This window comes from Flavobacterium cauense R2A-7 (assembly GCF_000498475.1).
In the GTDB taxonomy this organism is placed as follows: domain Bacteria; phylum Bacteroidota; class Bacteroidia; order Flavobacteriales; family Flavobacteriaceae; genus Flavobacterium; species Flavobacterium cauense.
Map to the genome: position 1 here is coordinate 163,071 of NZ_AVBI01000019.1, position 15,121 is coordinate 178,191.

Below are 15,121 nucleotides of genomic sequence, written 5' to 3' on the forward strand. Positions count from 1 at the left end.
ATAGTTCAAAAAGGAATATGCCAAAATCACCAAAAAAGCATGCATTTCATCGATGAAAATATGCTGTTTGTCTAAAATTGACTTTTTTGAAAAAATACCCTACTACAATTCTTACTTATTTAAATTGTAAATGCTTGATAATTAATTAATTGAAAATAAATAATGTTAATAAAAACTAAACATGTTCCGATTTTTCGTACTTCAAAATCTTAAAATCTGATGTATACTCTTATGAAATTTGTTAAAAAGTGTATTTTGGCGATAAAAAGCGCATTTTAACGATAAAAAAGTTTTTTTATTTGAAGCTAACGTATAGATTTGCAATGAGTTACAATTGAAATGAAACTCGAAACAATAACAACTAAACAGAAGATTTATGAAGAAGAGCATTTTAACCTTAGTTTTACTATTTTCGATTATTGGTTTTGCCCAAACTACGAACGTAACCTACACAGCTTCATCCGATAATTTTTCAAATCCTGAAAGAGGTTTGTATCACCACACTGAAACACACTCAACCGGATACACAAGTTTAAGTCAATCTACATTGACCAATTACAGAAACAACGAAAATATTTCATTGATATTGCGTGTTTTCTATTTGGAAAATTTCAGATCGACTGCAATTTCTCAGGATTATTTAAATAAAGTTCAAGCCGATTTTAATACCATCCGAAATGCGGGTTTAAAATGTATAGTACGTTTTGCATATTCTGATACCGATACTGCCGGACAACGCGATGCTTCCAAAGCTCAGATTTTAGCTCATATTGAACAACTTAGACCATTATTGCAGAATAACGTTGATATTATCGCCGTTATGCAGGCCGGTTTCATCGGTTCTTGGGGAGAATGGTACTATACCGATTATTTCGGAATGTCGCCAACTTCAACAGATTATGCTAACAGAAAAGCGGTTGTAGACGGAATTTTAAGTGCTTTACCTGCCTCAAGAATGGTACAGATCAGAACACCTAAATTAAAACAAAACACCTATTCTACAACAACTGCAATTACGCAAACTCAGGCTTACAACGGTACGGCTTTATCAAGAATTGGTCACCATAACGATTGTTTTTTGGCAAGTTCAACGGATTTTGGAACCTATACAAATACATCGTCAGAATACCCATATTTAGAGCAGGAAACTAAATTTTTACCAATGGGTGGCGAAACCTGTGCTGTTAACGAACCGCGTTCAGGTTGTACTTCGGCTTTATCCGAAATGCAAAAATTCCACTGGTCTTATATGAATACTGATTATAATGCGTCTGTTATTAGTGGTTTTTCATCAAGCGGTTGTTTTAACGACATTAAAAATAAATTGGGATATCGTTTTGAATTGGTTAACGGAAGTTTTCCTCAAATGACTAATATTGGCGGTACAATGGCGGTAACGTTGAAAATTAAAAACTCTGGTTTTGCAACGCCTTACAACCAAAGGACAGCTTATATCGTTTTCAAAAATACGGTTACCAATGATGTATATACTAAAGCTTTAGCTTCAGATCCGAGATTATGGACAAGTCAGGCAGAAACAACAATTTCAGAAAACATTGCTTTACCGTCAAATATCATTCAGGGAAGCTACCGTTTGTATTTGGTTATTCCTGATGCAGCAACCGGATTAAGTTCCCGCCCGGAATATTCAATCAGAATGGCGAATGCTAACACTTGGGATGCAGCAACCGGATACAATAATTTAAATGCTATTGTTACTGTTGGAAGTCAGAATAACCTTGGAACAGCAGACAATACATTGGTTAATGCATTAATTTATCCGGTTCCGGCAAACAATGAAATCTTTGTTGAAATGGAAAACCTTGATCAATATGCAATTGTAATGTACAATTCGTTGGGTCAGAAAATAAATGTAAAATCGCAATTGAGCGCTAATAAAATGACAATCGATACGGAAAGTTTAAGTGATGGAATTTATTACATCAAATTTACTAACGGTTCAATAAACGACACCAGACGTTTGGTTGTTAAACACTAAAAAAGAAATGGTTTGATTTTTGATTTTGAAGTAGGAGCTGTCTTTTTATACAGTTCCTACTTTTTTTGTTTTCGTTTCAGATTATGTTTTATGCCCACCTGAAACGCATTAGAATAAAATTTATTCTGAAGGTAAAATTCAAATGACGTCGTAAGAGCGGTATAATCAAAAATCTGATAATTGCAATTTCCGATCAGTCGTGTAAATTCCGAAGCATAATCATCATTAAACCACGCTCCTTCCACTCTCATGTTAAAATCATCTTCCGCTTTTCCGATGGCAAAACCGAGTCCGCCACCAATATAGAAACGTTCATCAATCATCCAATACGGATAACCGGATGATAACGGAACGGTAGATTTCCCTAAGGAACCTTCTGATTTGGAAGATTCTATAAAAGGCAGAAAGCGGTATTTTTTCTCTGCCCAACGGTCAAAAATTATTTTTCCTGTGGCGCTTCCTTCGTAGGATTCATAAGCATAATAATCTTTGTTGAGCACTTCACTCCTGTTGTAATAATTGCCTTCGAGGGACAAACTGGTGTTGAAATATTTAAAAAAGGTATAGTCCTGGTACAAATTAAGTTGAAAGCGATAAATACTTTTACTGTGACTCGGACCATTTTCTACCGGAGCAATTCTAAATTCGGCAGATGAAAAACTTTTGTTTTTGGAATAATTTGCTCCGGCACCAAACTGTATGAATGATTTTTTAAAATGACTATATTCGTATCTGAAATTAGACCAATATTGCAATTTTTCATAAGCTTTCGGATTATTAAACTGATATTGTAATCCGAAAACATTATGGGTTCTGTTATCGATATAATCAGGAAGATCATTTTCAAGCCGGTACATCGAACTGTAGGTAATTGCCACGCCGTGCAGGTTTTTCTTTTTATCATACATATTATACGACAAAACGTTTTTATAGGACGACAGGTCTTTTCGGTTACTTTCCATTTCGGTTACATAATTTATGAAATTCCCGTATTCGAGTCGGTCGGTTTTTAATACTTTTTCGAGCACATCCGGATAAAATAAGGCGGAATAATGATTCGCCAGATCTTCCTGAATATCGGCTTCTTCATAGATAACATCGGTATTCAGCATTTTTCGTAGCGGTTCCTTGTCGGAAGCTTCGTCCGGTAATTCATTGGCGAGAATCCAGGATTCCTTAAATTTTCCCATGTCGTGATAGGCCGTACTCATTTGAGCTTTAACTCTGTAATCGTCAGGGTTTTTACTGATGTAATCATTGTATTCCCGAATTAATTTCGGATTGTCTTTCAGTTCAATAAGCCATTGCATTTTGGAATAAAAATCAATTTCGGTACTGAATTCCGACCAATTATAGGCTTTCTGAAACTCATTTTGATCGGCATAAAGCCAGCAGATTGCGGTTGCCAAATCTTTATATTCTTCGGAAGGTTTTAGTTTATCCAGTTCAATGATAGCGTTTTGCGGTTCATAATTAATCAGATAATCAATGTACTTCAGGAAACTTTCTTGCGTTGTATCTACTTTAAGCAGGTTGATTAACGCTTTCTTGATTTTTTCCTGATTTTCAGCCGTATAAAAATAGGCTACGTAGCTGTTAAGCAAGTCTTTGTCGTTTGGTGTTACCAGCATTTGTGCGCTCATCCATTTTTCCTGAATCAGATCATTAGGATAATAGACAAGTTTGCTCAATCGTTTGGAATACATCACATTTTCGGCCAAAGGATATTTTATACAGTGTTCTTCGAGCATTTTCCACACGTCTTCAGCTTTGTCTTCCCAAGAAAGATATTCAGTGTATTTGTCCCAGACTTCCGGATTAATTTTAGGTTCCGAAAGCATTCTTTTTCTCAAACCTTCAATTTCCAAAGCCAGTTTTTCATCAGAATCATCGTGCCAGATTTCTTCTTTGGCCAATCGTTTTACTTCTTCTTTGTATAATTTGAAATCCCGATTAACATTGGCTACAACCAAATTTAAGTCAACGGAAGCTAAATCAGATTTAAAATCGGGCATTACCAATTTTGGTTTACTGGTTCGAACGGAGTATAAATAACCTTCCAGAAAAGGCGATTTTTTAAAGCCTGCTCCCTGTCTTTTCAGTTGTTCTTCAATCCGCGCCGCTTTTTCGTTACTACCGTACAGGAACCAATCCTGTTGGGAATAATTGGATTCTTCCGGCTTTAATTTTTCCACGGTATACATTCCAAACGCCGATTTATGATTGAAATAAGATGCTCTCCAATCGTTCGTCATTAAACCGCTTTCACGGGCGTCCATATAACGGATATTAGGAAAATCGGTTCGGAACGTTTTTAACAATTTGTCAAATTCGGCATACATCGAGCGGCTACTGTTTGGGGTTTTGTACCATCCTAGATTATCATAATTGCGTAAATCGTATTCCCATTTACTCACAGTTGTACTTGGAATTTGGTAAATATCATCCGGATGGAGAAAATGCGACCAAATTCCGGTATACATATACATAGAATACATTGCGAATTTTAAATCCGGATCTACATAAAATCCGCTCGAAATTCGTGGAAAATCAAATAAATCAGGTTCATAAGGATCAAAATCAAACTCCCGGTTACCGCCATCTTTTTTTTCACCAACTACAATACTACACATGAATGTTAAAGAAGGCATTCCCTTTTTTAGTTGTTTCAGCCCTACTCTGTCAATGTAATTGGATGGCGGCACATAGGTTACGGGCAAATCACCAAAATCACTCGCTTCCCATTTTTTCTCTGCAGCTTTAAGCGAAGTGACCATAAAATCAGGATTTTTCCAATCCGAAACGAGTAATGAAACATGGTTATAGCCATGAAAAGCCAGTTCGTGCCCTTTTTTTGCAACATCATTAACAAGCCAATTACTAAGACCTAATTCTTTATCGCCAATTTTTACTTTTTTAGCATCCCATTCCCGAAATAAAAAGGGCGGTTTAATATTTACGTTGTAATCAAATGTGGTCATGGCAGTGTAATTGATATCGTGCTTTTTTCCCAATTTCACCAAATCCGGCCACCAAACATTATGTACAAAATCCGTTATGGTAAGATTCATTTCAGAAGCAACCGGTTCTTTTTTGATATCGTAAAGCGGAGCGGGAAAATCATCTAAGAAAATAACACCGGTATTTATTATCGGGTACGGAATTCCTTCCAGCCCGTCAAGAATTCCGGACAACAGCAATCCCCTATCCTCTTTGATGAAGAAGTAGGTTGAATTGAAATAAATAACCTTTCCTTTTCCGATATTGTTTTTAACGATTAAAGGATAATTCGGATTGTTTTCCGCTGTGGCTAAAACTTTAATTTTATTTGAAAAAACACTTCCTTTTAAACCGTAAAATTTCAGTCCTTTTTTATAAACATGATCTTTAAATCCCGGTAAAACAGGATCTTTAAATAAAAAACCCGCCGCAACAGCATCCGTTTCATAATCATTTTCCGGTTTCATTCCGACTAAAAACGAAAACCGTTTGTCTTCACTGCCAAAAGGCATGTATAAGGTTCCGCCTTTTGCAACAAATTCGGTAATAACATCGATACTTTTATTGCTGAGTTTTTTGGTGTTCAACAAACTTAAAACCCGAACATTATCCCCTATTTTTGGATTTTTGTTCCAATCTTCAAGTGTGATGCTCTGAAAAGGAATTTTAGTATAATCACAAACTTTTCTCATGTTGCTGTTAAGTGTGAGACTTTCAATATCACCTTTATCGGATATGAATTGCACTAACGGAGGAATGTTTAACGGTAAACCGGAGTATCTGCGCAATGATAATTCTCCATTACGTTTGTTAAAAGCGTTTGCACCGGTAATTTCATCGATTTTCATGCAGCCTGAAGCGATTGTTAGCAATAAAACTGCAAACAAGACATAGAATTTTGATGAAGTATTTTGTGTTACCTTATTCATAATCAGAATATTAAATCGTCTGTTTTGCTTTGCCCCGGAACGTTTTCAATCTCAAAAACTTTAATGAGGCTGCTTTCATAAAATACACTCACTTTACGCCCTCTTTTTTTTAGCACCTCAAGTTTTGAGAGTATCAAAGGTGTTATTTCGCAGTTTACAATGATGCGATTGCTCTTGTCGTCTGCTTTTTTATAAATAAATACCAAAACACTATTGGGCAGTACGTACTCCGGATTTTTTTTGAGGAATTTTTTATTCTTTTTGTTTTTAAAATAAACAGAATCTCTTTTTAAATAGTTCGCGGTAAAATCGGTATAATGAATAAAAAAATGCTTGTTAATGCTGATGGGTTGTGTGGTGTAATCGTTTACAACCGCATACGAATACGGATAAAAACTCAACGTGATTTTTTCATAAACATTGATTAAGTCTCTCGGAACATTATCGGTTTTATGCAATTTTCTGAATTCCTTTTCCTGATAATGAAACGCCGAATACAAAACGCCCGCTATTAAAAACACTGCAAAAGCCGGCTTGATAACTTCTGTTTTGGTGTAAAAGAAATAAGTAATCCGAATGATGAGTGCGATTGAAATTCCCAATACCACAGGAATGAAAATCCCAAGCGATAATTTCACCAAATCGTTGTCAATCCAATTGTGATTGATTTCGGATAAAAACACCAGGAAATTAAAGTAAAGCAGAAAACACAAGGCGGCGTTCCATTTTTCATTTTTAAAGAAAAGGAGTAGCAAGCAGCAAATTATGGAGCCGTAACTTAAATACTGATAATAAATCATCAATTGTTCGTAGGAAACAATCAGATGCGAGAAATAGGTATAAGCACTAACCGACATTAATCCGGAGTGGATGAATAATTTAAAATCGTCGCCAAAATGGTTACAGGCAATTCCGTAAACGGCAAAAAGTATTGCCAACGCTATGATATAGGCTGAAATGGCAACTAAATTCTGAATTTTGTGTTTAAAAGACGATGTTAACAACCCAATAATCAGAAAAGGAAAAATAAGTACAATCAAAGTGAAAATATCAATTAACCCAATAGCAGTAAAAGCAAGGATATAATTGATGAAACTGTTGATGTTGTTGCTGTGCATGAATCCGGGTTTCAGGTAGATAACCATTGCCGGTAGTGCAAAACTGATTGCTAAAAACAAAGATTGGTGCTGTAAAATATAAGTGATGTTTACCGGCATTATGGTATAGCTGACACTAAAAAAAAGTGCTGCAACCAATGGCGCAATGATTTTGGAATGTGAAATCGTATTGATTACCCAAAATAGTAAAACGCTTATTAACACCGCTTCTAAAATTCCTGCTGATTGTAAAGCGGCTTCCGGACTAATACTTACAAACTTTCCGTAAAAATTAATCATGGCTAGTTCGCCAATTGGTACCACGCCGTTGGTAAACCACTGTTGAGAGTCGAAATCAATAATACTTTCAAGATCGGAAATCCAGGAACCGGATAAGGAAAACATGTCGAATTGATAGAAGATGTACCGACTGTAAAAGGCTACAACCCCAAGAGTTGAAAGTAAAAAAAGATACCAAAGTCGGTTGTTTCGCTCTTCCGGGTTGGATCTTGTTAAAACAAAAAATCCGATTGGTTTTTTGAGCTCAATATTTTGAATCAGCTCAAAAATGTTTCTTTTTACTTTTTGCGAGGTAATGTTAATCGATTGCGGTATGTTTTTGATACCGAAATAATCCAGATAAATAACCAACAAAAGAAGAATAACAGTATTCAGTAAGTTGTAAATACCAAGTTGTACAAGTCCGAAAACAAGTAGTATTATAATGCTACCGTATTTGAACCACTGTTTGGCAATAAAATCGAAATAAGTAACTGATTTGGTATATGATATGAATTTCCGGTTCATATAAAACAAAAATAAAATCATGAGACACAGCCTCACAAAACCTGTTATTATGGAACTTGAAATTATCATATTTATGTTTTAATCGTTAAAAAGTGGAAATTTTTGAAGATCAATCGATCCAATAAAATACAAAAAATTGGTTTTCGAAATTCGCTTCTTGATGTCGTTATATAGTGCTAATGAATCAGCATATTCAACCAGTATTATGGGGAACTTATATTTTTTGCGCAATTGGTTGAGCTTTTTAAGGTATTCGTTGTATTCTTTTTCGTCACGGAGTTTATAAGAATTGTCGGGGAACGTATAATTGCTTGCCACAGACTCTACCACTACTCCATCTACAAAATTGTGTGTGGCGTCAATTAGTTCAATTCCGGCATTTTGAAGAATGAAATGCTGCGGATATTTTGCATTGAGTTTTTCAATGAAACCCACAACTTCCGATTGTTGATCTTTCTGAAAGCCAAATGAGGTAAAGTTGTCGATATTGTCTAAAAATAAGCCGTCATATCCATCGGCTAACATTCTGTCAATTTCAGTGAAAAGTACTTGGGAAGTCGAATCGGATTTTAAATCCAAATAGTAGCTGTCCCAGTTTTCGTTTTTACCTAAAGTAATGTCTTTTAATTTGTTAAAATGTTTTGATTGACTGTTTACTTCACCTAAGCTAATATAGGCCAATACTTTTCCGTTTAGCTTTTTTACTTTTTTAATGTCGGATGGATTGTAATGTTTCGATTCGAGAATTACATAATCATAACCTTTAATTTCAATCGGATTCAGTTTGCCGTAGCAAAAAAAAACATTTGGCTTTTGCAAACTGCCTGCGAAAGCCTGAAATCCTAACAATGAAGGAAGTACACACAAGAAAAGTTTAATATGCTGCATAATAGTAATAGTCTAGATTTTTAAAAAAAACGATATTTGCTTTTAATGTCAGCAACATGAAGGTCAGCGCGCCAATAAACAATCCGCCTACACTGTATTCGTAAGAAACAAAACGACTGAGTAGAAACCCTGTGAACACATTAACCAAACATGCAATTATTATGGCTCGCAATGGCTGTACCGGTTGCCCTAAAGTGAACAGATAAAGCGTGTTGAGCATTCCCCATGCCAGAAAAAAATAAGCCACTCCGCCAATGAGACAAACCCGCAAGCTGACTTCCTGAAATACTTCGTTAAATTGGGCCTGATAACCCCATGAAGAAGTGATGATGAAATAAATCAAAATAAAAATCAGTAGTGCCGACACGAGAAGAATTGAGATGTGTTGCCAATACATTTTATAAAGACTTCCGTTATATTTTTCCGGACAACTGTAAGAAGTGTTTTTTTGACCGATATCGATGAACTTTGAAAATGCTGCCAAACTGTATTCCAAAACACCGGAAAGCAATAAAAACACGAGAATAGCCATGTCCATTCCCAATTCGTAATTTTTCTCAAAATAAATGGCATAGGGAATTGTTCCGCTAACATCTGCAGACCAGGCTAAAATGCGGTCGGTAAAAATGAATATGTAGATGAAAAATCCGTAAAAAAAATAATGATAATTCTGATACAACATTACCGGTGTTTTGATTTCCATATTGCAGTCTACCTGACGTTTGTCGATTTTATTCTTTAAAAAAAAGTACAAATAGGCTTTGGATGTAATGATGGCAATGGTAATCCCGATCCAATGGGTCAGGTAAACGGAAATTGAGGTAAATTTTTCAAGTAAAATTGCAATGGTTGTGGCCAGAAAAATGGCAATGGAAATGAACCAGCGTTGTTTGACGGTATGCAGCGGTGCAATAACCAATAGCAACATTCCCACCATAAAGGCATAGGTGAATAAAACAAACAAGAGTTTCATGGGAAACACATGGAAAAAAAAGTTGGTAAAAAAAATCACGGTCAAAACCATAAAAATAGATTTGGCTCCCATCATGACTAAATAATCAATGGTTTTTCGCGTCATGGTATAATCTTCATAATTCCAGTAAAACGAAGCCTGACGGCCAATAACCTGAACAAAACCACCGGTTGATATCAATCCCACAATTACGCCTAAAACCACTGCGGTGGATTGCATATGGTTGAACCCAACGTAAGTCCACAACGAATATCCGAAGAAAATGATGGCGATAATTTGAACAAAAATCGGCAGCAGATGTAAAATTCCCATTGGATAATATTTTGCGAATATTTTGGCCTTAATCATTAAATAATCAGACGCCTGAAAGATTTTGGTTGCTGTTGAATTATCCAATTCTCTTTCTTTTTTATTTTGTATCGTAATGTAATCCGGAGCGGAAACAATTTTCTTAAAAACAAAATCGGCCAAAGCTCTGATGGAAACCATTCCAAAATCATTCATCGTGTCTTTATCGCGAATTCCCAATGATTCAATAGTAGCTGCCACCACGCGATTGCTCACGGGTTTGCCAATTTTCTCCTTGATTGAGTTGATAAGGTTTTCGATATTTTGACTATGATTGTCCATAAGTTAATACATTAGTTATGACGCTTCCATAGCTTTTCTTTCTGCAAAATGCAGCTTTAATGATTCCGGCATACTATTTCCCATAATCTTTTCATAGGCTTCTTCATATTCTTTTATAAATTTTCCTATGGTGAAATTTTCAATCACTTTTCGTCGGGCGTTTATTCCCATTTGTTTACGTAATTGTTCGTTTTGTAAAAGATGAATCACGCATTTGCCAATTTCTTCGTAATCTTTAGGTTTGCAGAGGAATCCGCAGTTTTCATCTAAAGCTTCATAAACGCCACCCACATCTGTTGCTACCACCGGAATCCCGCAACTCATCGATTCTAAAACAGTATATGGGAATCCTTCCGAAATAGACGTCAGTATGGAGATATCGCCTTCGCAAAACAATTGGTGTGGTTTGCTGTGATATCCGGCTAATTTAAAGTTGTCCTGTAGTTGCAGTTCAGCAATTAAATCTTCGCATTCTTTGGTATATTCCGGAACTGCATTATTATCGCCGTAAACCAAATATTGTACGTTTGGAATTTGCCGTTTTACAACCTCGCAGGATTTTATCATCGTAATGATGTCTTTCAGATCAAAAATACGGGCAGCGGCAACTACTGTCGGAATTCCTTCAAGTGCTTTGGGTTTGGGTGCGGGAACGAAAAGATTGTGATCAATCCCGTTGTAAATCACCTCAATAATTTCCGGATTTGCACCATAGAATTTTTCCCAGATCATGTTGAATTTATTAACCGAAAGAATCAAATCGGCTTTATAATAAACCAATTCGGTTATGCTTTCTGAGAATTTAATCAGTAATTTTTTAAGGAAATAGGAATACTCCGATGAATTGATGGCCAGTAACCGTTCCCGTATGAAAACGCCGTGCTCCGTGGCAATTATTGGTGTATTGTATTTGTATTTCAGTACCAGTGCCGGGATGACCGGAAAACCGGAAATGGTTAAGTGCGAAATATCGGCCTTGGGAACATCAATGGAAAGTGGTATGAGGAACCGATAAATCCAACGCATTCCGAAAGTAAGGTCGTTTAGGGTCGCCTCTTCTTTTGTGTTTCGGCTTAATTCTACCACCAAATTGCAAAATGCTCTCCATACAGCCATACTTTGCATGGTTTTTTTATAATCGTGTGATTGAAAAAAACACCACATTCTGAAAATGACATCGTCAAAATCTTCAGCTTTTCGGGTGTCTGAATATATATTGGTAATCATTCGTTTAAAAACAGGAACGAATTCTTCTTTGATGATTGTTTCATTCAGCTCTTCTTTTTCATCAACAATCGTGTAAAAATGTTTTCCGTAATTTATCATTTCCTGCGGTTCTAAAGGCGACCACAACGGAACCTGAACAATCTCTTTAACATTTTCACTCAGTTCATATTTAGATTTGCTTTCGTACTGCGCATTGATGGAATATAAAATGAAATTGGCGTTTTTTATGTCGTTACAAAGCATGTGAGACCACGTTGAAACACCGCCACCGTTATAAGGATAAGTCCCTTCAAGGATTAAAAGTACATCGTATTTCTTGTTCATCTCAAAAACCATTTGTTCTTTGTTGTAGCGGTATTCGCTAAAACATCAAAAATTAAATAAATCGGTTCTTGGGCTGTTTTTGAAATAAAGACAGTTTGTGGTTAACTGTTTAAGGTGTTGAAACCTTGATTACTACAAATTTACAGTAAACGTTTTTGTTATGTAAAATATTGAAAGTAAATTAGTTAAATCCGAAAAAAACACCGATGAAATGCAGTTGTCTGTGAATTCTAAAGCGATAATTTGCGATTCCCTTTTTAAAATGAAAATTGTGAAAAATAAATGAACCATTTTTATTCCTGAAAAGAGAATAAAGTTTATTTTTGCAAACCAATTTCAAGTTCTTAACTAATCAACTTATTACCGTGGAAAATCCAACTGCACAAAAATTAATCAACAAAATCCAATTAGATTTATTCAAAAATGGATTTAATGCTGACACTTTAATTACAGATTTGAAAAAATTAAGAGAATATGCTCTTGAAGAACAAAATCCTGTATTGGTTAAGGCAATTCGTTTAACGTATGAGCACATTGAAGCCAATAACGCTTTTTTAATTGCCATCCCGGACGATGAACCGATTGAAGGATTTGACGGAACTTCCTCCAACGTAACGGAAGATGCAACGAATATGGAAAGTCTGGAATATTTGATTTCGCTTTTCGCGGATTTGAAAAACAAAAATAATTTAGCCGATTTAAAAGAATACAACAAATCTTTTTTAGCGTTCTAATTCCTTTAAAACGATATTTTACATTATATTAAACTACGCTATACGGCGTAGTTTTTTTATAAGTTTTAGTTAAAAACCAATCGAATCAGTAGTTTCTGTGCTACATTTGAGCTGTTTTTTGATAAAAATATAATTTAAAAACCAAAGCAAAAGGTATTGCTTTAATTTTCAATCATTTATCCTATGATGCGTATTTTTAAAATTGTTGCTTTCCTGGAAGGAATTTCACTTTTAGTATTATTTTCCAACATGATTTTCTTAAAACCAACCAACATGGAGTTGTACAAAACCCTACTCTTCCCTGTCGGAATGGCGCACGGCTTATTGTTTATTGGTTATATAATTTTGGCCACAATGTTCAAAATGGAAGAAAACTGGCCGTTTAAAAAATACTTTCAGGTTTGTATCGCATCGGTAATTCCGTTCGGAACGTTTTATGTTGAGAAAAAAATATTGTAATTTGTAGCAATAAAATTTTATGAAAATCTTCAATTGGGCATACAAGCTCCTTAAATCCTGGGACTTTAACGACAATCTTGCAGAGTACATTAATCTCGCGGTTAATATCGTTGTGCTTGTTGTTGTTGCTTATATTTTAGATTATCTCTTCAAAAAGATTTTAATTATTCTGATGGCTATCATTGCCGAGAGAACCAAATCGACCTTCGATGATTTTCTGGTAGCCAATAAAACGGCTAAATATGTAGCCCATCTTTTTACACTTTCGTTTGTCTATAAAACTGTTCCGATTATTCTGAAAGAATTCGTGTATTGGGAAAGTTTTTTTACAAAAGGAGTAAAATTTTACATCATCATTTTATCCCTTTGGATCATTCGAAGCGTTTTTCATTCGCTTAAAGATTATCTAAAAGAACAACCAAAATTCAAAGACAAACCGATTGACAGTTACATTCAGGTAATTATGATTGGTCTATGGGTTTACGGGATTGTTTATTTTATTCTGATTCTTTTTGATACAAATATGAATAAGCTTTTGGCCACATTCGGAGCCATTTCAGCTTTGATTATTTTGATTTTCCGTGACACGATTTTGGGATTCGTGGCTAGTATTCAGGTAACCGTTAACGATATGGTTCGTATTGGTGACTGGATTACGATGGAAAAATACGGTGCCGATGGTGATGTAATCGAAATCAATCTGGCAACAGTAAAAGTTCAGAATTTCGACAATACCATTACAACTATTCCCACCTATTTCCTGATTTCGGATTCCTTTAAAAACTGGCGCGGGATGCTGGATTCTGATGGAAGACGGCTAAAACGTTCCATACTTTTAAAATCCAGCAGCATTCGTTTCTTAAATGATGAAGAGATTGAAAACCTAAAGCGAATTCAGTTAATCAAACCTTACTTAGACCACCGTCAAACGGATATTGATAAGTTCAATAAAACGAATGCAATTGACAAATCAGTATTAATTAACGGACGAAATCTGACCAATTTCGGTATTTTCAGAAAATATATCGATCAGTACATTGCCAACCATCCCGGAATTAATAAAGATATGTTGTTCATGTGCCGACAATTGCAACCCACACAAAACGGTATGCCTTTGGAAATTTACGCCTTTGTAAACGACAAACGTTTGGTGGAATACGAACACATTATGGCCGATATTTTTGACCATATTTTAGCGTCTGTTCGTTATTTTGATATGGAGATTAATGAAACCGGAGCGATAAAAATCGAATATTAATTATTCTTCTACTGCTGTCATTCCATGAATGGCCGGTTGTCCGAAACTGTCTAAATTCACCATTGTAATTGCGTCAACAGTAATAATTACCGCTTTTGTCATTACATTACGTACTTCACAGCGCATGGTAATGGAGGTTTTTCCGAATTTTACAATGTCTAAACCGATTTCAATAATATCGCCTTGTCGCGCCGAACTCATAAAATTGATTTCCGACATAAACTTGGTTACAATGCGATTGTTTTTTAAAAGAATGATGGAATATAAAGCGGCTTCATCGTCAATCCACGATAACAGTTTTCCTCCGAATAAGGTACCGTTGGCATTTAAATCTTCGGGTCTGACCCATTTTTTGGTCTGGTAATTCATAATTGAAACTTTTGTAAGGTCAAAGTTACAATATCCAAATGATCAAATGCTAATTTTGGCAAATCTTTCACAGAAAACCAACCGGTTTCTTTAGCATCATCGGCTGCGACAGCTACAGTGTTTTCAGGAACAATTCCGAAATAAGCTACCGAAACCATGTGTCCTCTCGGATCGCGAAACGGTTTTCCAAAAGCACCAATCTGTTCCAAATCAGCGACTTTAATTTGGGTTTCTTCTTCTAGTTCCCGAATCGCGGCCGTTTTTAAATCTTCGTTTTCATCAACAAATCCGCCCGGTAAAGCCCAGCAATCCTTAAAAGGTTCATTTTTCCGTTTAATCAAAAGTAATTCAAAATCACCTGATTTTCTAAGGATAAAGGCATCAACAGTTACAAATATTTTGGATGTTCTCATGTTTCAAAGTTTTC

Annotated in this window: 11 protein-coding genes; 4 read left to right on the forward strand and 7 right to left on the reverse strand. The window is 35.5% G+C overall.

Annotated elements, in window-relative coordinates; genetic code table 11:
• Positions 1 to 376: 376 nt before the first annotated feature.
• Entirely contained in the window at positions 377 to 1,999 is a 1,623-nt protein-coding gene (locus FCR2A7T_RS10770) for a T9SS type A sorting domain-containing protein (protein ID WP_023571323.1), read from the forward strand.
• A 56-nt stretch (positions 2,000 to 2,055) separates the two neighbouring features.
• On the opposite strand, the gene FCR2A7T_RS10775 is transcribed toward FCR2A7T_RS10770, so the two are convergent.
• From FCR2A7T_RS10775 to pelF, 5 genes are all read right to left on the reverse strand, one after another.
• Positions 2,056 to 5,928, reverse strand: coding sequence for a DUF2194 domain-containing protein (locus FCR2A7T_RS10775; protein WP_081709388.1), 3,873 nt, complete (start codon positions 5,926 to 5,928; stop codon positions 2,056 to 2,058).
• Between the two features lie 2 nt (positions 5,929 to 5,930).
• On the reverse strand, positions 5,931 to 7,832 hold the full coding sequence (locus FCR2A7T_RS10780) for a hypothetical protein (RefSeq protein ID WP_131473122.1): 1,902 nt from the start codon (positions 7,830 to 7,832) through the stop codon (positions 5,931 to 5,933).
• A 78-nt stretch (positions 7,833 to 7,910) separates the two neighbouring features.
• Positions 7,911 to 8,720 carry an endo alpha-1,4 polygalactosaminidase gene (locus tag FCR2A7T_RS10785; RefSeq protein WP_035118268.1) on the reverse strand — a complete coding sequence of 270 codons (810 nt, stop codon included), beginning with the start codon at positions 8,718 to 8,720 and terminating at the stop codon, positions 7,911 to 7,913.
• Positions 8,707 to 10,323: a hypothetical protein gene (locus FCR2A7T_RS10790; protein WP_023571327.1), complete on the reverse strand. Its 1,617-nt coding sequence runs from the start codon at positions 10,321 to 10,323 to the stop codon at positions 8,707 to 8,709. Before FCR2A7T_RS10790 ends, FCR2A7T_RS10785 begins: the two co-directional genes overlap by 14 nt.
• A gap of 15 nt (positions 10,324 to 10,338) precedes the next feature.
• Positions 10,339 to 11,874, reverse strand: a complete 1,536-nt coding sequence (gene pelF, locus FCR2A7T_RS10795) for a GT4 family glycosyltransferase PelF (protein WP_051369565.1) — start codon at positions 11,872 to 11,874, stop codon at positions 10,339 to 10,341.
• Between the two features lie 365 nt (positions 11,875 to 12,239).
• Here pelF and FCR2A7T_RS10800 point away from each other — a divergent pair, with 365 nt between their 5' ends.
• The 3 genes from FCR2A7T_RS10800 to FCR2A7T_RS10810 all read left to right on the forward strand — a co-directional run bounded on the left by FCR2A7T_RS10800 (position 12,240) and on the right by FCR2A7T_RS10810 (position 14,325).
• On the forward strand, positions 12,240 to 12,608 hold the full coding sequence (locus FCR2A7T_RS10800) for a hypothetical protein (protein WP_035118514.1): 369 nt from the start codon (positions 12,240 to 12,242) through the stop codon (positions 12,606 to 12,608).
• A gap of 183 nt (positions 12,609 to 12,791) precedes the next feature.
• Positions 12,792 to 13,067, forward strand: coding sequence for a DUF3817 domain-containing protein (locus FCR2A7T_RS10805; protein WP_023571331.1), 276 nt, complete (start codon positions 12,792 to 12,794; stop codon positions 13,065 to 13,067).
• Between the two features lie 19 nt (positions 13,068 to 13,086).
• On the forward strand, positions 13,087 to 14,325 hold the full coding sequence (locus tag FCR2A7T_RS10810; protein WP_023571332.1) for a mechanosensitive ion channel family protein: 1,239 nt from the start codon (positions 13,087 to 13,089) through the stop codon (positions 14,323 to 14,325).
• Here the strand turns inward: FCR2A7T_RS10810 and FCR2A7T_RS10815 are convergent, their stop codons facing one another.
• Both FCR2A7T_RS10815 and FCR2A7T_RS10820 read right to left on the reverse strand, forming a co-directional pair.
• Positions 14,326 to 14,694, reverse strand: coding sequence for an acyl-CoA thioesterase (locus FCR2A7T_RS10815; RefSeq protein WP_023571333.1), 369 nt, complete (start codon positions 14,692 to 14,694; stop codon positions 14,326 to 14,328).
• Positions 14,691 to 15,107 carry an NUDIX domain-containing protein gene (locus FCR2A7T_RS10820; protein WP_023571334.1) on the reverse strand — a complete coding sequence of 139 codons (417 nt, stop codon included), beginning with the start codon at positions 15,105 to 15,107 and terminating at the stop codon, positions 14,691 to 14,693. Before FCR2A7T_RS10820 ends, FCR2A7T_RS10815 begins: the two co-directional genes overlap by 4 nt.
• Positions 15,108 to 15,121: the final 14 nt, after the last annotated feature.